The 19941-nt window shown below is 69.0% G+C and carries 16 protein-coding genes and 1 pseudogene; 13 read left to right on the top strand and 4 right to left on the bottom strand.

What is annotated here, in order from left to right:
• Window positions 1-94: 94 nt before the first annotated feature.
• The 8 genes and pseudogenes from ccoN to ccoS all read left to right on the top strand — a co-directional run.
• Entirely contained in the window at window positions 95-1744 is a 1650-nt protein-coding gene (gene ccoN / locus O9344_RS19395) for a cytochrome-c oxidase, cbb3-type subunit I (RefSeq protein ID WP_298481165.1), read from the top strand.
• Between the two features lie 11 nt (window positions 1745-1755).
• On the top strand, window positions 1756-2505 hold the full coding sequence (gene ccoO / locus O9344_RS19400; RefSeq protein WP_298481167.1) for a cytochrome-c oxidase, cbb3-type subunit II: 750 nt from the start codon (window positions 1756-1758) through the stop codon (window positions 2503-2505).
• A 12-nt stretch (window positions 2506-2517) separates the two neighbouring features.
• Window positions 2518-2670: a cbb3-type cytochrome c oxidase subunit 3 gene (locus O9344_RS19405; protein ID WP_298481169.1), complete on the top strand. Its 153-nt coding sequence runs from the start codon at window positions 2518-2520 to the stop codon at window positions 2668-2670.
• A 3-nt stretch (window positions 2671-2673) separates the two neighbouring features.
• Window positions 2674-3549, top strand: a complete 876-nt coding sequence (gene ccoP, locus O9344_RS19410; RefSeq protein WP_298481171.1) for a cytochrome-c oxidase, cbb3-type subunit III — start codon at window positions 2674-2676, stop codon at window positions 3547-3549.
• Window positions 3550-3713: 164 nt separating this feature from the next.
• A complete protein-coding gene (gene ccoG / locus O9344_RS19415; RefSeq protein WP_298481173.1) occupies window positions 3714-5198 on the top strand; it encodes a cytochrome c oxidase accessory protein CcoG in 1485 nt (494 codons plus the stop codon).
• Between the two features lie 17 nt (window positions 5199-5215).
• Entirely contained in the window at window positions 5216-5728 is a 513-nt protein-coding gene (locus O9344_RS19420; protein ID WP_298481176.1) for a FixH family protein, read from the top strand.
• A gap of 142 nt (window positions 5729-5870) precedes the next feature.
• Entirely contained in the window at window positions 5871-7994 is a 2124-nt protein-coding gene (locus O9344_RS19425; RefSeq protein WP_298481208.1) for a heavy metal translocating P-type ATPase, read from the top strand.
• Between the two features lie 12 nt (window positions 7995-8006).
• A pseudogene (gene ccoS / locus O9344_RS19430) lies at window positions 8007-8144 on the top strand (cbb3-type cytochrome oxidase assembly protein CcoS); the annotation flags it as partial.
• Window positions 8145-8179: 35 nt separating this feature from the next.
• On the opposite strand, the gene O9344_RS19435 reads toward ccoS, so the two are convergent.
• Complete coding sequence (locus tag O9344_RS19435) at window positions 8180-8647, bottom strand: hypothetical protein (protein WP_298481178.1); 468 nt, start codon at window positions 8645-8647, stop codon at window positions 8180-8182.
• 146 nt (window positions 8648-8793) lie between these two features.
• Between O9344_RS19435 and O9344_RS19440 the strand changes: the two genes are divergently transcribed.
• A complete protein-coding gene (locus tag O9344_RS19440) occupies window positions 8794-9537 on the top strand; it encodes a helix-turn-helix domain-containing protein (RefSeq protein WP_298481180.1) in 744 nt (247 codons plus the stop codon).
• A 19-nt stretch (window positions 9538-9556) separates the two neighbouring features.
• Here the strand turns inward: O9344_RS19440 and O9344_RS19445 are convergent, their stop codons facing one another.
• Together O9344_RS19445 and O9344_RS19450 are read right to left on the bottom strand one after the other, a co-directional pair.
• Window positions 9557-10318, bottom strand: coding sequence for an ABC transporter permease (locus tag O9344_RS19445; protein ID WP_298481182.1), 762 nt, complete (start codon window positions 10316-10318; stop codon window positions 9557-9559).
• The gene (locus tag O9344_RS19450; protein WP_298481184.1) at window positions 10315-11238 is read right to left on the bottom strand and encodes an ABC transporter ATP-binding protein; all 924 of its coding nucleotides are present in this window, start codon (window positions 11236-11238) and stop codon (window positions 10315-10317) included. Before O9344_RS19450 ends, O9344_RS19445 begins: the two co-directional genes overlap by 4 nt.
• Window positions 11239-11427: 189 nt before the next feature.
• Between O9344_RS19450 and O9344_RS19455 the strand changes: the two genes are divergently transcribed.
• Entirely contained in the window at window positions 11428-13395 is a 1968-nt protein-coding gene (locus O9344_RS19455; RefSeq protein ID WP_298481186.1) for a BamA/TamA family outer membrane protein, read from the top strand.
• Entirely contained in the window at window positions 13395-17693 is a 4299-nt protein-coding gene (locus O9344_RS19460) for a translocation/assembly module TamB domain-containing protein (protein ID WP_298481188.1), read from the top strand. Before O9344_RS19455 ends, O9344_RS19460 begins: the two co-directional genes overlap by 1 nt.
• Before the next feature lie 25 nt (window positions 17694-17718).
• On the opposite strand, the gene O9344_RS19465 is transcribed toward O9344_RS19460, so the two are convergent.
• Window positions 17719-18354 (bottom strand): class I SAM-dependent methyltransferase, encoded by a 636-nt coding sequence (locus O9344_RS19465; protein ID WP_298481190.1) that lies wholly within the window; start codon window positions 18352-18354, stop codon window positions 17719-17721.
• An 80-nt stretch (window positions 18355-18434) separates the two neighbouring features.
• Between O9344_RS19465 and O9344_RS19470 the strand changes: the two genes are divergently transcribed.
• Together O9344_RS19470 and O9344_RS19475 are read left to right on the top strand one after the other, a co-directional pair.
• Entirely contained in the window at window positions 18435-19340 is a 906-nt protein-coding gene (locus O9344_RS19470) for a LysR family transcriptional regulator (protein ID WP_298481192.1), read from the top strand.
• 232 nt (window positions 19341-19572) lie between these two features.
• Window positions 19573-19842, top strand: a complete 270-nt coding sequence (locus tag O9344_RS19475; protein ID WP_298481194.1) for an usg protein — start codon at window positions 19573-19575, stop codon at window positions 19840-19842.
• Window positions 19843-19941: the final 99 nt, after the last annotated feature.

Here is a 19941-nt window from a genome sequence, read left to right on the forward strand (position 1 = left end):
GTGGCGATGGCCCGTCCTGCCATTGGTGCTGTGCAATGCGGGATAGCCATGTGGAGCGTCCCGCCTGCCGCCATGCAGGACGAGGGGGACCCCTATGGCCCAAAGCCAAGTTCAAAAGACACTATCGGTACCGGAGATCGGGGCATCCCTCGCCTTCGTCGGAACGGCGCTGCTGTGCCTGTTCATCGCCTCCGGCTCGGTGGACCCCGCCTATTCGTTCCACATCTACATCTTCGCGGCGGCCTCGGTGGCGGCGATCTTCGCCATCGGCAACCGCTATTTCGCCAGGCCTGCGGTGATCCCGCAGGAGATCGACGGCAAGCCCAACTACAACATGGCGCCCGTCCAGTTCGCGGTGGCGGCGGCGGTGTTCTGGGGCATTGCCGGTTTCACGGTGGGCCTCATCATCGCCTGCCAGCTGGCCTGGCCAGCGCTCAACTTCGACCTTCCCTGGATCAATTTCGGCCGGCTGCGCCCGCTGCACACCTCGGCTGTGATCTTCGCCTTCGGCGGCAACGTGCTGTTCGCGACCTCGTTCTACGTGGTGCAGAAGACCTGCCGCGCCCGCCTCGCCGGTGAACTCGCGCCCTGGTTCGTCATCCTCGGCTACAACCTCTTCATCGTCATCGCCGGCACCGGCTACCTGCTCGGCATCACCCAGGGCAAGGAATACGCCGAGCCGGAGTGGTACGCCGACCTGTTCCTGACGGTCGTCTGGGTCGTCTACCTCCTCGTCTTCCTCGCGACCCTCTGGAAGCGGAAGGAACCCCACATCTTCGTGGCGAACTGGTTCTACCTCGCCTTCATCGTCACCATCGCCGTCCTGCACCTCGGCAACAACGCCGCCATCCCGGTCTCGATCTACTCGCCGAAGAGCTACATCGTCTGGTCGGGCGTCCAGGACGCCATGTTCCAGTGGTGGTACGGCCACAACGCCGTCGGCTTCTTCCTCACCGCCGGCTTCCTCGCCATCATGTATTACTTCGTGCCGAAGCGGGCGGAGCGGCCGATCTACTCCTACCGGCTGTCGATCGTGCACTTCTGGGCGCTGATCTTCCTCTACATCTGGGCCGGCCCGCACCACCTGCACTACACCGCCCTGCCCGACTGGGCGCAGACCCTCGGCATGACCTTCTCGGTGATGCTGTGGATGCCCTCCTGGGGCGGCATGATCAACGGCCTGATGACGCTCTCGGGCGCCTGGGACAAGCTGCGCACCGACCCCGTCCTGCGCATGATGGTGGTCTCGCTCGCCTTCTACGGCATGTCGACCTTCGAGGGTCCGCTCATGTCGATCAAGGCTGTGAACTCGCTATCGCACTACACCGACTGGACCATCGGCCACGTCCATTCCGGCGCGCTCGGCTGGGTCGCCTACATCTCCTTCGGCGCGATCTACTGCCTCGTCCCCTGGCTGTGGAACAAGAAGCAGCTCTATTCGAACCGTCTGGTCGAATGGCACTTCTGGGTCTCGACCCTCGGCATCGTCTTCTACATCTCGGCCATGTGGGTCGCCGGCATCATGCAGGGCCTGATGTGGCGCGCCTACACCGCGCTCGGCTTCCTCGAATACTCGTTCATCGAGACCGTCGACGCGATGCACCCCTACTACGTGATCCGTGCTCTCGGTGGCGCCCTGTTCGTCATCGGCTCGCTGATCATGGCCTACAACCTGATCATGACGGTGCGGACTGGCGAGGCTGCAGAGCCTGAAGCCACCCCTGCCCTCGTGCCGGCCGAGTGAGGAGCCGAACCATGTCCCTCTGGAACAAGCACGCGATCTTCGAGAAGAACTCGATCATCCTCACCATCGGCATCCTCGTGGTCGTCGCCATCGGCGGCCTCGTCGAGATCGCCCCGCTCTTCTACCTGAGGAGCACCATCGAGAAGGTGGAGGGCGTGCGTCCCTACACCCCGCTCGAGCTTGCAGGCCGGGCCATCTACGTGCGCGAGGGCTGCTACAACTGCCACAGCCAGATGATCCGTCCGCTGCGTGACGAGGTAGAGCGCTACGGCCACTACTCGCTGGCAGCCGAGAGCATGTACGACAAGCCCTTCCAGTGGGGCTCCAAGCGCACCGGCCCGGACCTCGCCCGCGTCGGCGGCAAGTATTCCGACGCCTGGCACGTCGCCCACCTCGCCAATCCCCGCTCGATCGTCCCGCAGTCGATCATGCCGGGCTACGCCTTCCTCGCCCAGGCCGAGATCCGGCCCGAGCAGGTCGCAGGCCACCTGCGCACCAACAGCCTCGGCGGCGTACCCTACACGACCGACCAGATCAGCAATGCGCTGGTCGACCTGAGGGCCCAGGTGAACCCTGACAGCCCCGGCGTCCAGGCCCTCCAGGCCCGCTATCCCGGGGCCACCGTCCGCGCCTTCGGCGGCAACCCCACGGCCGCGGCCACCGGCACGGTCACCGAGATGGACGCGCTCGTCGCCTATCTCCAGGTGCTCGGCACCATGGTCGATTTCCGCACCTACGACGCCCGCGCCAACATCCGCTGACCGGAGGAGACGATGAGCACCTACACGACGCTGGCCAGCTTCGCGCAGACGGTCGGCCTTCTCTACTTCGTCGGCATGTTCCTCGCGATCGCCGTCTACGCCTTCTGGCCCCGCAACAAGTCGCGCTTCGACGAGGCCGCCCAGATCCCGCTGAGGGAGGAGTGAACCATGGCCGTCCAACCCGAAATCGACCACGCCACGGGTCGCACCACCACCGGCCATGAATGGGACGGCATCAAGGAGCTGAACTCGCCGCTGCCGAAGTGGTGGCTCTACATCTTCTACGCCACCATCGTCTGGTCGGTGGGCTACTGGATCGTCTATCCCTCCTGGCCGCTGGTGACGAACTACACCAAGGGCGTCTTCGGCTATGCCTCGCGGCAGGACGTGACGCGTGAGCTCGACGCGCTGAAGGCCCTGAGGGCCGAGCGCGCCGGCGCCCTCGCCCGCACCCCGCTCGAGGACATCGCCAAGGATCCGACGCTGCTGACCTTCGCCCTCGCCCAGGGCAAGGCCGCCTTCGGTGACAATTGCGCGCCCTGCCACGGCCTCTCGGCCACGGGCTCGCCGAGCTTCCCGAACCTGCGCGACGACACCTGGCTCTGGGGCGGCGGCATCGCCGACATCCACCAGACCATCGCCTTTGGCATCCGCAACGCCGATGACCGCTCGCGCCAGGGCCCGATGCCCGGGCTCGGCGGCCCCAACGGCGCGCTGAAGCCCGACGAGGTCATCACAGTCGCGAACTTCGTCCGCGCGCTCTCCGGCCTGCCGACGCGCCAGGGCTACGATCCCGCCAAGGGCAAAGAGCTTTTTGCCAACAACTGCGCCGCCTGCCATGGCGACGAGGGCCGGGGAAATCGCGAAATGGGCGCGCCGAACCTGACGAGCCGCAACTTCCTCTACGGCTCAGACGAGAAGACCATCATCGAGACGATCAACCTCGGCCGCGGCGGCGTCATGCCCGGCTGGGCCGGCCGCCTCGACGAGACGACGGTGAAGTCCCTCGCCGTCTATGTCCACGCGCTGGGCGGCGGGCAGTAACCCGAACGTCCACGCGGAATGGGGGCGCGCACCGTGGCAGCGGTGCGCGCCTTCATCCATTTCAGGATGAGCGTGTTGAGGCAGGTCAAGGCCCGGAGCGAGGCTTTGGGGAATGGTGCGATCAACGCGCCGCATCCGGCGCTCGTATCCCCCGGTCCACCGCCATGTCGGACATCCTCGCCTCTGCCACTGCCTCGAAGGGCGCGCCGCCGCCCGTCCCGGACTTTCCGGAGGACGAGCCGCTCTACGAGAGCCGCCGCGAAATCTACCAGCAGAGCGTCAAGGGCCGCCTGAGGACCATCAAGTGGGCCGTCCTCGTCGGCTGCCTCGCCGTCTACTACTTCCTGCCTTTCCTGCGCTGGTACCGCGGCCCCAACCAGCCCGACCAGGCGGTGCTGGTCGATCTTGCCAACAACCGCTTCTACTTCTTCTTCATCGAGATCTGGCCGCAGGAAATCTACTATTTCACCGGCCTGCTGGTGATGGCGTCCCTCGTCCTGTTCCTGATGAACGCCGTGGCGGGGCGCGTCTGGTGCGGCTATCTCTGCCCGCAGACGGTCTGGACCGACCTCTTCACCACCGTCGAGCGCTGGGTCGAGGGTGACCGGCGCGAGCGCATGATGGCCGATGCCCAGCCGATGACGGCGGCGAAGATCGGCCGCAAGACGCTGAAGCACTTTCTCTGGCTGATGATCGCCTGGTGGACCGGCGGCGCCTGGGTCCTCTACTTCGCCGATGCCCCGACCCTCGTGAAGGATCTCGCCACCTTCCAGGCGCCGATGGTCGCCTATGTCTGGATCGGCATCCTCACCTTCACGACCTATTCGCTCGCCGGCCTCATGAAGGAGCAGGTCTGCCTCTACATGTGCCCCTGGCCGCGCATCCAGGCAGCGCTGACCGACCAATACGCCCTCAACGTCACCTATCGCTACGACCGCGGCGAGCCGCGGCTGTCCATGAAGGCGGCCGCCAAGGCGCGCGAGGCCGGCGAGCCTGCCGGCGACTGCATCGACTGCCGCCAGTGCGTCGTCGTCTGCCCGACCGGGGTCGACATCCGCGACGGCGCGCAGCTCGGCTGCATCCAGTGCGGCCTGTGCATCGACGCCTGCAATTCCGTCATGACCAAGGTGAACCGGCCGCTCGGCCTCATCGCCTATGACAACGACGTCAACATCGACCGCCGCCGCCAGGGCCTCGACGAGGTCTATCCGATCATCCGCCCGCGCACCCTCGCCTATGCCGCGCTCATCGCCGCCGTCGGCCTTGTCATGATCTACGGCCTGATGACGCGCAGCTTCACCGATCTCTCGGTGCTGCACGACCGCAATCCGCTCTATGTCCAGCTCTCCGACGGCTCGGTGCGCAACAGCTACACCGTGCGCATCCTCAACAAACGGCCGGTGCACCGCATCTTCGTTCTCGCCGTGGACGAGTTGCCGCTCGCCAGGCTCACCGCCGTTGGCATCTCCATGACCGCCGGCGACTGGCCGGTGATCGACGTCGGCCCCGACTCGACCCGCGAGGTGATCGTCCACCTCACCGCGCAGAAGCCGGCCGACCTGCCCCCCTCCTCGCGCGTCACCTTCCGCATCACCGAGCTCGGCACCGGCGAGAAGGTGAGCATGTCCGACCACTTCATCAGCCGCTGAACCGAAGGATGCCCCCCATGTCCTCGACCCTCGACGCCGCCCTGCCCCGCCAGCGCCGCCTCACCGGCCGCATGGTCTTCCTCGGCTTCGTCGCCTTCTTCGGCGTGGTCGTCACCGTCAATGCGGTGATGCTGTCGCTCGCCCTCGACACCATGCCGGGCCTGACCACGGACAGCTCCTACAAGGCCAGCCAGCGCTTCAACCGCGACCTGGCCGCCGCCCGCCAGCGTGACGCCCGCGCCTGGAAGGTCGAGGCCCGCGTCGATCGCGACGCGGGCGGCATCGGCGCCGTGACCGTTTCGGTGCGCGAGCCCGAAGGCGTGCCGGTGGAGCGCATCACCGTGAAGGCCTCGGTGCAGCATCTGGCGCGTCGCGCCAACGACCGCACCTTCGACGTGTCTCGCACCGGCCCGGGCGCCTATGCGGGCACGGCGGACGGTCTTGTCGCCGGAGCCCACGACCTCGTCATCGAGGTCGCGCGCGACGGCGAGACGCTCTACCGCTCCCGCAACCGCGTCATGCTGCCCTGAGGGCCGGGCCATGACGACGACGCTCACTGCCGACCTCCCCCGCGCTGTCGATCCCCCGGCCGCTGTGTCAGTGGCTCCTGCGACACCGGAGGCAACCGATCTCTCGCTCTTCGTCGAACCGCTCGGCGAAGGCCGGGCGCGCATGGACTTTGCCGTGGACGGCATCACCTGCGCCGCCTGCATGCCGGTCATCGAGCAGGGCCTGAAGCGCGAGCCCGGCATCGACGAGGCGCGCGTCAACCTCACCAACCGCCGCCTCACCGTGCACTGGCGCGAGGCCGAGACGACGCCGCAGCGCATCGTCCAGCGCCTCTCGGCCCTCGGCTTCCGCGCCTTTCCCTTCGATCCCAAGGCCGTGGAGGGCGAGGAGGTGCGCGAGGCGCGCTTCCTGCTCCAGTGCCTGGGCGTCGCCGGCTTCGCCATGATGAACATCATGCTGCTGTCGGTCTCGGTCTGGTCGGGCAACATCTCCGACATCACCCAGGAGCAGCGCGACTTCTTCCACTGGGTGTCGGCGCTCATCGCCGTACCGGCGGTTGCCTATGCCGGCCGGCCCTTCTTCCGCTCGGCGCGCATGGCCATCGCCGCCCGCCAGCTCAACATGGACGTGCCGATCTCGCTGGGCGTGCTGCTCGCCGTCGGCATGTCGCTGGTGGAGACGGCCCATCACGGCACCCACGCCTATTTCGACAGCGCCGTCATGCTGCTCTTCTTCCTGCTAGCCGGCCGCTATTTCGAGCAGCTGATGCGCCGCAAGACCCGCGCGGTCGCCGGCAACATCGCCGCCCTCAAGGCCGAGACGGCCGTGAAGCTCTTGCCGGATGGCGCGCTGCGCCAGGTGCCCATTGCCGCGGTGGTGGCGGGCGACCGGGTTCTCGTGCGCCCTGGCGAGCGGGTCTCGGTCGATGGCCTCGTCCTTGATGGCCGCTCGAGCCTCGACCAGAGCCTCGTCACCGGCGAGACCCTGCCGCAGGAGGTCGCGGCGGGCGATACGGTCTATGCCGGCACGCTCAACCTCGTCGGTCCGCTGACCATTGAGGTGCGCGCCGCGGCGAAGGGCACACTGCTCGACGAGGTCACCCGCCTGCTCGAAACCGCGCTCGAGGCGCGCTCCAACTACCGCCGCCTCGCCGACCGTGCCGCGGCGCTCTATTCGCCGGTGGTGCACCTCACCGCCATCCTCACCCTCACCGGATGGATCCTGGCCGGTCTTGCCTGGCAGCCAGCGCTGATCATCGCCATCACGGTGCTCATCATCACCTGCCCCTGCGCCCTCGGCCTCGCCATTCCCGCCGTGCAGGTCGTCGCCTCCGGCGCGCTGTTCAAGGCCAATGTGCTGCTCCAGTCCGGTGATGCTCTGGAGCGCCTCGCCGAGGCCGACACGATCGTTTTCGACAAGACCGGCACGCTCACCCTCCCCGACCTTGCCGCCGACGTGGCGGAGGACATGCCGGCCGGCGATCTCGCGCTCGCGGCGAGCCTTGCCGCCGCCTCGCATCATCCGCTCGCCCGAGCCCTGGTCGCCGCGGTTCCCGACGCTCCGCCGGTCACGGACGCGCGCGAGGAAGCCGGCCGCGGCGTCCTTGCGCTGGTGGACGGCATCGAGGCACGGCTTGGCAGCCTTGCCTTCTGCGATGCCGAGGCGGAGGGCGCAGCGGTCGCCGCGCGCCATCCCGACGCCTCGCTCATCGCCTTCCGCCATGGCGAGACCTGTCACGTCTTCGCCATCCGGCAGCAACTCCGCCCGGATGCCGAGGCGGTGGTCGCCGCCCTGTCCCGTGCCGGCCTGCAACTGGAGATTCTCTCCGGCGACCGGCCCGAAGCGGTGGCGCCCGTGGCGGCGGCGCTCGGCATTCCCGTCGCCCGCGGCGGGCTGAAGCCTGCCGACAAGATCGAGCGGCTCGACGCGCTGAAGGCCGCCGGCCGCAAGGTGCTGATGGTCGGCGACGGACTCAACGACGCGCCGGCGCTGGCCCGCGCCCATGTCTCCATGTCGCCGATCACCGCCGTGCATCTGACACAGGCGGCCGCCGACGCGGTCTTCCTCGGCGACCGGCTCGCGCCCGTCGCCCACGCCGTCGCCGTCTCCCGGACGGCGCTGGTGCTCATGAAGCAGAATCTCTGGCTGGCGGTGGTCTACAACGCCATTGCCGTGCCCATCGCCATCGCCGGCTGGGTGACGCCGCTCATCGCGGCCCTCGCCATGTCCGGCTCATCGGTCATCGTCACCGCCAACGCGCTTCGGGCGCGGCAGGGCCGTCTCTGAAGGAGGCCTTCCATGGACGTGCTGATCTTCCTCGTACCGCTCGCCCTCGGTCTCGGCCTCCTCGGCCTTGCCGGCTTCCTGTGGTCGCTGAAGACCGGCCAGTACGACGACATGGATGGCGCGGCGTGGCGCGCGATCATGGATGACGATGCGGGATTGCCGGAAGCCGCCGGAACGGCGCCAGCTCAGGCGGCCGCAGGAACCGCCTTGACGAAGCCGACGCTCCCCGGGCGGAAGTGATGGGCCGCCAGGGCCTGATCGAGGTCGCCCCAATGCGTTAGCGGTCCATCGGCCAGCCGCGTCACCGCCTCCTCGATCACGATGGTCGAGCAGTGTTCTTCCCGCCCCAGTTCGTCAACGAAGTCGAACAGGGTGTCCGGGGCGGTGCTGGCCGGGAGTTCGGCCTTCGACAGATAGGAGAGTTCCAGCCGCCGGCCCGACATGGGGTCGGGCGTGATGCGGAACAGGCATGCCGCGTGAACATAGCCGCGCTGGTCACTGACGACCACGCATCCCGCCTTGCGGCGCTTGCCGCCGCCGAGGCCTTGAAGATGCTGGCGCCAGGCGTCGACCTCGATGTCGGGATAGCACAGCCGGACCAGTCCAAAGACCGTCATCGCCTCGGTCGCGTCGATGATGCGGGCTTTGAACATCGAAGCGCAGGCTCCCAGCATGCTTGAGAGCCGGCAGGGTGGCGGGCCGTCCGAACGGCGTCCTTGTTTTGGATCAAACGCTGGTAGAGACTCTCATATATGCTGAAGGCGATAAGTGCCTTGTTCCCCCACCAAGGGTCACTGCCATGACCGCGACCATCGAACTCACGTCCCCCAAGGCGGCCCATGCCTGCGGGCGCCAGCCTGGCGAGAACTACTGCGATAGCTGCAAGGTGCGTTCGCTCGCGGTTTGCGCCGCGCTCGGACCTGACGAACTCCCGGAATTGGACGATATCGTCCATCACACCCGCGCCGACGGGAAGACCACCTTCATCCACCAGGGCGAGACGGCCGAGTCGGTCTTCTCGGTCACCGAAGGCGTGGTCCGCCTCTACAAGCTGCTCTCCGACGGCCGCCGCCAGATCATCGGCTTCGCCATGCCCGGTGATTTCCTCGGCCTCGCCCTGCACAACCGCTATGGCTTCTCCGCCGATGCGGTGGACGACGTGGCGCTCTGCCGCTTCGACCGGCGCGATTTCGACAACCTCGTCACGGCGAAGCCGCACTTCCTCCGCCGCCTGCATGAATTCGCCACCCACGAACTCGTCATCGCCCAGGAGCAGATGACGCTGATCGGCCGCCGTTCGGCCGAAGAGCGCGTCGCTGCCTTCCTCGTCGCCATGCGCGAGCGCTGGGCCCGCATCAAGGGTCCCTCGGTGACGATCCAGCTGCCGATGCAGCGCATCGACATGGCCGATTATCTCGGCCTCACCATCGAGACGGTCAGCCGGACGCTGACGAAGCTTGCCCGCGACGGCGTCATCCTCATCGTCCCTGAGGCCGTGCGCGTTCTCGACGAGAAGAAGCTCCTCTCCATCGCCCGCGCCTGATCGCGCGGGCGCCGCCGGCTCACGCCTTGAGCCGGTAACCGGTCCGGAAGATCCAGCCGATGGCCGCAAGGCACAGGCCGAGGAAGACCAGCGTCATCGCCAGGCTCACGCCGATGGCGACATCGGCCGTGCCGAAAAAGCTCCAGCGAAAGCCGCTGACGAGATAGACGACCGGGTTGAACAGGCTGACCGTCCGCCAGAAGGGCGGCAGCATGTCGATGGTGTAGAAGCTGCCTCCGAGGAAGGTCAGCGGCGTCACCACCAGCATGGGCACGAACTGCAACTGCTCGAAGCCATCGGCCCAGATGCCGATGATGAAGCCGAAGAGGCTGAAGGTGACCGCGGTGAGCACGAGGAAGGCGAGCATCCAGACAGGATGCTCGATCCTCAGCGGCACGAAGAGCGCCGCTGTCGCGAGAATGATGATTCCGAGGATCACCGATTTGGTCGCCGCCGCGCCGACATAGGCGGTGACGATTTCGAAGGGCGACACGGGCGCCGACAGCACCTCGTAGATCGTGCCGGTGAAGCGCGGGAAATAGATGCCGAACGAGGCGTTGGAGATGCTCTGGGTGAGCAGCGACAGCATGATCAGCCCCGGCACGATGAAGGCGCCGTAGGCGACCCCGTCGATCTCCTGCATCCGCGCACCGATGGCCGCGCCGAAGACGACGAAATAGAGCGAGGTCGAGATGACCGGCGAGACGATGCTCTGCCACAGCGTCCGCCAGGTGCGCGCCATCTCGAAGAGGTAGATGGCCTTGATCGCCTGACCGTTCATCGCGTGCTCACCAGATTCACGAAGATCTCCTCGAGCGAGCTCTGCTCGGTGTGAAGGTCCTTCAGCCTCAGACCGGCATCCGACAGCGCCTGGAGCAGCGCCGTGATGCCGGTGCGCTCGGCCTGGGTGTCGTAGCTGTAGACGAGGGCATTGCCGTCATCGGCGAGGGCGAGGTCGAACGGCGCCAGCGCAGGCGGCACCGCCGCGACAGGCGCCTGCAGTTCCACCGTCAGGCGCTTGCGGCCGAGCTTGCGCATCAGTTCCGCCTTCTCCTCGACGAGGATGATGCGGCCCTTGGAGATGACGCCGACCCGGTCGGCCATCTCCTCGGCCTCCTCGATGTAATGCGTCGTCAGGATGATCGTCGCGCCCTGGTCGCGCAGGCGACGGACGAGAGCCCACATGTCGCGCCTGAGCTCGACGTCGACGCCGGCCGTCGGCTCGTCGAGAAAGAGGATGTCCGGCTCGTGGGAGAGCGCCTTGGCGATCATGACGCGCCGCTTCATGCCGCCCGACAGCGTCATGATCTTCGCGTGCTTCTTGTCCCACAGCGACAGGTCCTTGAGGATCTGCTCGATCAGGGCGGGGTTCGGCGCCTTTCCGAACAGGCCGCGCGAGAAGCTCACCGTCGCCCAGACCGACTCGAAGGAATCCGTGGTCAGTTCCTGCGGCACGAGGCCGATCATCGCTCGTGCCGCGCGGTAGTCGCGGATGATGTCATGGCCGCCGACGCTCACCGTGCCCCCGGATGGCCGCACGATGCCGCAGATGGTGGAGATCAGCGTCGTCTTGCCGGCGCCGTTCGGCCCCAGCAGCGCGAAGATCTCTCCCTTGCCGATGGCAAGCTCCACGCCGTCCAGGGCCTGGAACCCGGATGCGTAGCGCTTTGAGAGTTTCTCAACCTTAATGATGCTAGTCATGGCGCGGAACATAGGCACTGGCTGCCGCCCACGGGAGGGGGTGTTTGGCAGCAGACGTGGCGGCAAGGGAGTGCGGTCGACGCGGTCCCGTCCTGCCGGTTAAGGTTACCCGGATGCCGTCCGGGAAAGCCCTCAGTGGCCCGAGATCCGGGATTTCGTCTTCGTATTGCGTCCGAAAGGTCTGGAATGGTGGCTCACGGGACAGTCAAATCCCGCCGATACGCCTGTCTTCTCGCCGGTGTGCTGCACGTCAGCACGCCGCAGACCTCCCATGCTTTCGATTTTTTTGGCCTCTTTGGCGAGCGTCCGCCGGCCGTCTCGGCCCAGGCCGTCGCCTATCAGCTGGACATCCAGGGCCTCGGCTCCGACGCCCCCGCACTCGCCGCCATCCGCGACGTCTCCATCCTCTATCGTCTTCGGGCCGAGGCGCCGCAGAACGGCGACGAACTCGTTCGCCGCGCCGAGGCCGACCTGCCGCGCATCGTCGATGCGCTCTGGGGCTCCGGCTATTACGCCGCCCGCGTCTCCATCGTCGTCGGTGGCCAGGCGATCAGCCTCGACCGTCCCGCCGGCGCCGGCGCCCGCGCCACCATCGACAGCTTCCGCGGCCGCGCCCTCGTGCCCGTTGCGGTGGTCGTCGAGACCGGTCCGCTCTACCGCTTCGGCCGGGTCCAAGTGCTCGACCAGCGCAGCGACCTGCCCTTCGATCCCGCCGTGCTGCCGCCGCGGCTGGTCACCATCAAGCCCGGCGATGCCGCCCGCACCGAGGAGGTTCTTCAGGCCGCAGCAGCCCTCGCTGATCATTTCCGCGACCGCAGCCACCCCTTCGTCAAGGTCGGGCGACGCCAGCCGGTCATCGACCACCCCTCCCGCACCGTCGACCTGACGCTGATGGTCGATCCGGGCGCGCGCGCCGGCATCGGCGGCATCGGCGTCTCCGGCACACAGCAGGTCGATCCCGCCGTCGTCCGCTCCTTCATCTATGCCGAGCGCGGCGATCCCTATTCGCGCAAGGCCATGGCCGACATCCGCCGGTCGGTGGCGCGGATCGAGGCCATCGGGGGCGTGCGCGTGCGCGAGGGCACCGCCCTCGATTCCAATGGCCAATTGCCCATCGATGTCGAGGTGACCGAGCGGCCCTTGCGCGTGCTCGGCGGTTCGCTGCGCTACTCGACCATCGACGGCCCGTCGCTGAAGGCCTACTGGGCCCACCGCAATCTCTTCGGCGGGGCGGAGCGCCTGCGCCTCGATGCCGACCTCTTCTATTTCACCGGCAACCAGAACTGGCCGGGCGGCTCCACGCGGCGCGGCTTCAACACCGACGATATCGGTGGCCGCCTCTCCGCCTCGTTCCTCAAGCCGGCGCTCTGGGGCACCCGCAACGACCTCCTGGTCGATGCCTTCGTGCAGCGCGAGATCACCGACCTCTATACCAGCAACCTCGCCAATGCGACGGTCGCCATCCGCCACCGCTTCACCGACACGTTCAACGTCCGGGCCGGCGTCGAGGGCGAGGTCGGCCGCTCTGTCGACGTGCTCGGCCGCTACGATTACGGCCTCGTGGGCCTGCCGGTCGCGGCCTCCTATGACACCACCGACCGGCCGCTCGACCCGACCCGCGGCGTGCGCGTGACGGCCACGGTGACGCCCTATCTCGGCTTCGGCGCCGCGCCGGACAGCTTCCTCATCAGCCGCATCCAGGCCTCGGCCTATTACGCCATCGACGAGCAGGCCCGCACCATCCTCGCCGGCCGCGTCGCCTTCGGCTCGATCCTCGGCGGCACGCTCGCCGACATCCCGGCCTCCCGCCGCTTCTATGCGGGCGGCGGTGGCTCGGTGCGCGGCTACGAGTTCAAGAGCCTTGGTCCTCGCGACGCCTTCGGCAATGTCACCGGCGGCAAGAGCCTGTTCGAGGCCTCGCTCGAGGCGCGGATCAGGATCACCGAGACGCTGGGCATCGTGCCCTTCTTCGACATGGGCCAGGCCTATTCGGGCTCGCTGCCCGACGGCTCGGCGCCGCTGCGCTACGCCGCTGGCCTCGGGCTTCGCTACTACACCGCCGTTGGCCCCATCCGCTTCGACGTCGCCGTGCCGCTGCAGCGCCGCACCGGCGAGCGGCCCTATGCCTTCTACGTCAGCATCGGACAGGCCTTCTGATGATGACGCGCACCCGCACCCTCTTCGCCCTCCTCGTCCTCGCCATCCTGGTGACGGGCGCGGCCATGCTGCTCGCGCCGACCCGCCCGCAGGCGCAGGAGGACCAGGGCATCCTCGCCGGCTTCATTTCGCGCACCCTGTCCTCGCCGGGATCGACCGTGTCCATCGGCGCGGTGGAGGGCCCGCTCTCCTCCGATGCGATGATCCGCAATGTCACCATCGCCGACCGCGACGGCGTCTATCTGCGCATCGACACGATCCGCCTCGTCTGGCGGCGGGTGGCGCTGCTCTCACGCCGGCTCGAGATCCAGAACCTCGAGATCGGCCGGGTCGAACTGCTCCGCAAGCCGGTGGCCGATTCCTCAGCCGCCCCGCCGCCGAGCGACGGACCGCTGGTGCCCGAGCTTCCGGTGAAGGTGGAGATCGGCAAGTTCGCCATCGGGGAATTCGTGCTGGGCGAGCCTGTCCTCGGCGTCGCCGCCCGTTTCTCCGCGGCTGGCACAGCTTCCATCGGCCGGGCGGCGGAAGGCCTCAATGCCGATGTCCAGGTGCGCCGTACCGATGCCCCCGGCCTCTCGACCATCAAGCTCGGCTTCGTGCCGTCGAGCCAGCAGCTCGACCTCTCGGTCCAGCATGACGAACCGGCCGGCGGCATCCTCGCGCGCCTCGCCAACCTGCCGGGACTGCCGCCGGTCAAGCTCGACCTCGCCGGCAACGGCCGCCTCGACGACTGGCGCGGGCGCATCGCCTTCGATGCCGGTCCGGACATCAACGCCCGCGGCGACGCCATCCTGTCGCGCGATGCCCAGATCCGCCGGCTGGCCTTGAGGCTCGATGCCCGCATCGAGAACCTGTTGCCGCCCGGCGTCTCGGCCGTCTTCGCCGGGGCGACCAGGCTCGAGGGCCGCATCGTCTTCGGCGATGATGGCGGCTATGCCATCGAGGCCTTCCGCCTCGCCTCCGACATCGCCGAACTCACCGCCGCGGGCTATCTCACCGCCCGCAACGAACTGAACGTCACCGCACGCGGCCGCGCCCTGCCCAATGCCGGCGGCGCCACGGCCCGCGGCTCCGCCCGCATCGAGCGCCTGATCTTCGACATGAGCGCCATGGGCGCCCTCGACGCCCCGCGGGTCGAGGGCAAGCTCGATCTCGCCGGCCTCGACGGGCCTGGTGCGAAGATCGGCAGCATGAGCGCCCTCATCGCAGCCGAGCCCGAGGCGGCAGGCTCCAAGCGCTATCGCGTCGTTGCCGACGGGACCGTCGAGGGCCTCGTCCTCGCCGATGCCGGCATTGCCGAGGCCATCGGGCCGCGCGCCGCGCTGAAGCTGCGGGCGGTGGTGAACGAGGAGGCGGTCACCGAGGTGTCCGAACTGTCCGTCGCCTCGCCGAACCTGCGCTTCGCCTTCACCGGCCGCAGCGGCGCGAAGCTGCTGGACGGTCAGGTACAGGCCGATATCCTCCGCCTCTCGGCCCTGTCGCGGCTCGCCGGCCGCCCGCTCTCCGGCCAGGGCTATGTGGCGGCGACGCTCTCCGGCGATCCCTCGCAGGGGCTCACCCGCGTCGTGCTGAATGGACGTGCCACCGAACTCGCCCTCGGCCACCCGGTCGCCGATCGCGTCATCGGCCGGCAGGCGACCCTTGCCGGCACCATCATCCGCCGCCACGCCGTCATGACGCTCGAGGGCGTGACGCTGGGCGGACGCCATGTCACCGCCGGCCTCGACGGCACGATGGGCGACGGGCGCATCGCCATGCGCGCAGCCCTCGCCCTCCCCGACCTGTCGCAGGTCGACGGCCAGCTTGCCGGCGCCGCCCGCGCCGATGCCACCATCACCGGCGACCTCATCGACCCCGACGTGGTCCTGCGCCTTGCCGCGCCGAATGCCCGCGTGCTGAACCGGCCGATCCGCGACCTCGTCCTGACCATCGACGCGAAGACGGTGACGTCGCGCCCGGCCATCACCCTGACCGGCCGCGGCGACATCGACGGCAAGCCACTGACGGCGGACGCGGTCGCCCGCAGCGAGGGCGCCGGCTGGCTTCTCGACCGGCTGGCGCTGCGCCTCGGCTCGGTCACGGCGGAGGGCCAGGGGCGGACCGGTCCCGGCAGGCTTGCCAGCGGCCGGATGACCATTGCCGCCGGCGACATCGACGACCTGTCGCCGCTCGTCCTCACCCGCCTCTCGGGGAGCCTGCGCGCAACCCTCGTCGCCGACGCGACCGGCGGCCGCCAGTCCGTCGCGGTGCAGGGCGACGGCCAGCGCCTGGTTTTCGGAGCCGCCAGCCTCAACATCCTGCGCGCCGACCTGCGCGGCGAGGACCTTTACGGCCGCCCGCGCCTGCAGGGCGAGGCGACCGTCGACCGCCTCGTCGCCGGTCGCGAAACCGTCGAGCGTATTGAGCTGAAGGCGACGGGGAGCGGCGAGGCCACCGACGTGACGCTTGCCGCCCGCGCCCGCGGCTTCGTGCTGGCCAGCAATGGCCGCCTCATCCCCGGATCGCCGAACCGCCTCGACCTCGCAAGCTTCACCGCCACCCGCCAGGGCGCCCGCATCGCCCTCGCCCGTCCGGCGACCCTCACCTTCGAGGGCGCCGAGATCCGCACGGAGCGGCTGACGCTCGCCCTGCAGGGCGGCGAGGTGGAGGTCACCGGCACGCTCGGAGCCCAGCTCGACGCCACCGTCCAGGCGCGCCGCGTGCCGCTCGCCGCCATCGACATCCTCGCCCCCGGAATCGGCCTTGCCGGCACGCTCGACGCCCGCGCCACCCTGCGCGGACCGGCCGCAGCGCCCCGCGGCCCCTTTGAGGCGACGGTGCGCGGCTTCGCCGCTCCCGCCACCCGCAATGCCGGCGTGCCTGCCCTCGACATCACCGCCCGCGGCGAGGCGCGCGGCGAGCGCGCCAGCCTCGACGCCACGATCAATGGCGGGCGGACCATCGCCCTGACCGTTGCGGGCTCAGTCCCCATGACCGCGGCCGGCGCCCTCGATCTCACGGTGCGTGGCAGCCTCGACGCCGCGCTCGCCAATGCCCAGCTCGCCGGCTCCGGCCAGCGCGTCACCGGCCGCCTCGCGATCGACGGCGCTCTGCGCGGCACCGCGACCCGCCCGGATATCCAGGGCACGGCGACGCTCTCCGGCGGCTCGTTCAGCGATCCACTGAATGGCATCGCCTTCACCGCCATCGAGGGCCGCATCATGGGCCGCGGCACCGACATCGTCGTCGAGCGCCTCACCGCGCGGGCGAAGAACGGCGGGACGGTGGCGCTCACCGGCCGCGTCAGCGCCGATCCGCTACGCAATTTCCCTGCCGACCTGAAGGTCTCCGCCCGCAATGCCGAGCTGGTGTCGAGCGACGTGATGCAGATGACCGCCAGCCTCGATCTCGGCGTGAGCGGGCCGCTGGCGACCACGCCGCGCCTCTCCGGACGGATCGATGTCACGACCATCGAGGTGCGCGTCCCGGACCGGCTCCCCTCGAACGCCGAGCCGCTGCGCGATGCCCGCCACGTCGGCGCCCCGGCACAGACCCGTGCCCGCCTCGCCCAGCTTGAACGCCAGCGCGCCGCGGCAGCGACGCGCGGCCGCGCCCCGTTCAATGCGACCCTCGATGTGGTGCTCGACGCGCCGGGCCGGGTCTTCGTGCGCGGCCGCGGCATCGACGCCGAGCTCGGCGGCCAGCTGCGGCTCGCCGGCACCACCCGCGACATGCGCGCCAACGGCGCCTTCGAAATGCGCCGCGGCCGCCTGTCCATTCTGACCCAGCGGCTCGACTTCACCCGCGGCCGCGTCACCTTCGGCGGCGGCGACCTCGTCCCCGACCTCGACTTCGTCGCCGAGACGCGCGCAACCGACATCACCGCCAGCATCGGCATCACCGGCCGCGCCACCCAGCCTGAATTCACCCTCTCCTCGACGCCGACCCTGCCACAGGACGAAGTGCTGTCGCGCCTGCTGTTCCAGCGCGCCGCGGCGGGCCTCTCGCCCTTCCAGGCGGTGCAGCTCGCCCAGGCCGTGGCGATCCTCTCGGGCAGCGGCGGCGCCGATGCCTTCGAGGCGACGCGCCGGGCGCTGGGCGTTGACAATCTCGACGTCACCACCGGCGCCTCGGGGCCGACCGTCGGCGTCTCGCGCGCCATCAACGAGCGCGTCAGGGTCGGCGTCCGCACCGGCGCGAGGCCGGAGAACAGCGCCATCGGCGTCGACATCGACCTGACCCGCCGCATCCGCATCCAGACCGAGATCGGTGCCGATGGGCGCGCCGCCGCCGGCATCGGCGCCGAAGTGGAGTGGTAAGGGTCCGGACGGAACGGGCCCGCGCCTAGTCGCGGCGCGCGACGAGGAAGATGCGGGGATCGCGACGCCCGGAGCCGTGACGATCCCGCTCGACCAGGGTGAACCCCGCCACGACGAGGGCGGCCTCCAGATCGGTGGCCGCGAAGACATCGACCGGCGGCGCCTTGCCGATCAGCTGCATCACCGGCAGGGCGAGACGGATGAGCGGGTTCATCTCCTTGAGGCACGGCGTCTTGGAGATGAACAGGCCCCCCGGCTTCAGCAGCCGGTACACCTCGGCGAGCACAGCCGCGCGGTCGGCGACCAGATGAAGGACATTGAAGGCCAGCACGGCGTCGTGGGTCCCCGCTGGGCCGCCGGGCTCCTCGGCCGCGCGGGCCGCGAAGGTGATGTTGGGGCAGTCCTGCGCCGCAGCCTTCTGCCGGGCGATGGCGATCATCGCCGGGGAGACATCGGTGGCGATGATCCGTGCGACGGCCGGCGCCAGTCTCAACGCCGTCGTGCCCGTGCCGCAGCCGATCTCGACGGCGCTGTCGGTCGCCTTCAGCAGGGCCACCGTGCGCGCGAGCGTGCGCTCATAGCCCGCCATGTCCGTGATCGGATCGGCGGCATAGCGTTCGGCGATGCGGTCCCAGAAGCGTGTGGCGGCAGCAACGGTCATCAGGCTCTCCTGCCCTTCCGCTAGCACGGCCATGGTCATTCGCCATTGAACGACCACGTAAGAGCGATATACGAAATTGCATGAAGATCATGGACTGGAACTGGGCGCGCGCCTTCTGTGCGACCGCCGAGGCGGGGTCGCTGTCGGCGGCGGCACGCCATCTCGGCCTGACGCAGCCGACATTGTCGCGCCAGATCGCAGCGCTGGAGGCCGATCTCGGCGTCGGATTGTTCGACCGGATCGGCAAGCGGCTGGTGCTGACACCCATCGGGCGCTCGCTGCTCGATCATGCGCGGGTCATGGCGGAAGCCGCCGATGCTTTCGCGCTGGCTGCGGCGGGCGAGGCAAAGGACCCTGCCGGCGAGATCTCCATCTCAGCGACCGAGGCCATGGCGGTTCACGTCCTGCCGGACATTCTCGCTCGCCTGCGCCGGGACGCGCCGCAACTGGCGATCACCATCGTGGTGACCGATGCGCTGAGCGACCTGCGCCGGCGCGAGGCCGACATCGCCATCCGCCATGTCCGGCCAATCGAGGCCGAACTGATCGGACGCCATGTCGGGGACCTGCGGGCGCATCTCTATGCGGCCGACAGCTGGATCGCCGCCCATGGCATGCCGCAGACGCCGCAGGATCTGGCGACGGCCGATATGCTGGCCTTCGAGCCCGTGGACCGGTTCATCGCGCATCTCGCCGCCCATGGGGTACCGGTCGCCGCCGGGCAATGCCGGATCGTGTCGGACAATGCCCTGGCCCTCTGGGAGCTGGTCGCGCGCGGGCTGGGGATCGGCGTGGTGCTGGATGCGGCTGCGGCAAGGCTGCCGGGCATCAGCCGGATCCTGCCGGACCTGCCGGGCATCCCGGTGCCCCTCTGGCTCGTGGCCCATCGCGACCTGCGCACCAACGCGCGGATGCGCCTCGCCTTCGACATTGTCGCCGACGGGCTGCGCGGGGTCGTGAGATCCGCCGGCAGGGACCGCCGCTGACCGTCGCCGGGACCCGTCGCGAGGAGGGAGCGAGCGCTTCACCCGATGCCCTCCGGCCTGCCGTCCGGCGATGCGGCCGGACGCCGGATGCTGCCCTTCACCACCTGTGTCAGCACTTTTTTGAAGCGAGTGATAACAGTCTGATTTCGATGATGAAAATGAACTTTCCTGTTGCCTGATGCCGGATGTTGCGATGCACTCGGATTCGTCATCCGGCAAAGGAGGTTCGTGCATGGCATCGGCAGATTTCGCCCGCCAGATCGAGGGCTACGGGCTGACCACGGCAGGCATTCTCTACCGCCTGCCCGACCATCCCTCCATCCTCCAGGAATATGTCTGGCAGGCCTATGACCTCGCCCCGCGTTTTCCCGAGCTGAAGCGTTTCCTCGCCTTCTGGCAGGCGAGCCTCGAGGGCAAGCTCTACCGCGTCACCGTCGCCCACAAGGACCTGATTGGCCCCGCCGAGATGGCGATGGTGGCCGGCGAGTTCCGGGTGCATTGAGGCTCGCGAGGCGCTGCCCCCCGGGCCGCGGACGACGGCCGTCGCCAGCCCTTCTTCACCATGGCCGGGATTGGCCCCGGCCCCCTTTCCAGACTCGCC

The sequence above is a fragment of the Phreatobacter sp. genome (genome assembly GCF_027532945.1).
Taxonomy (GTDB): Bacteria; Pseudomonadota; Alphaproteobacteria; order Rhizobiales; family Phreatobacteraceae; genus Phreatobacter.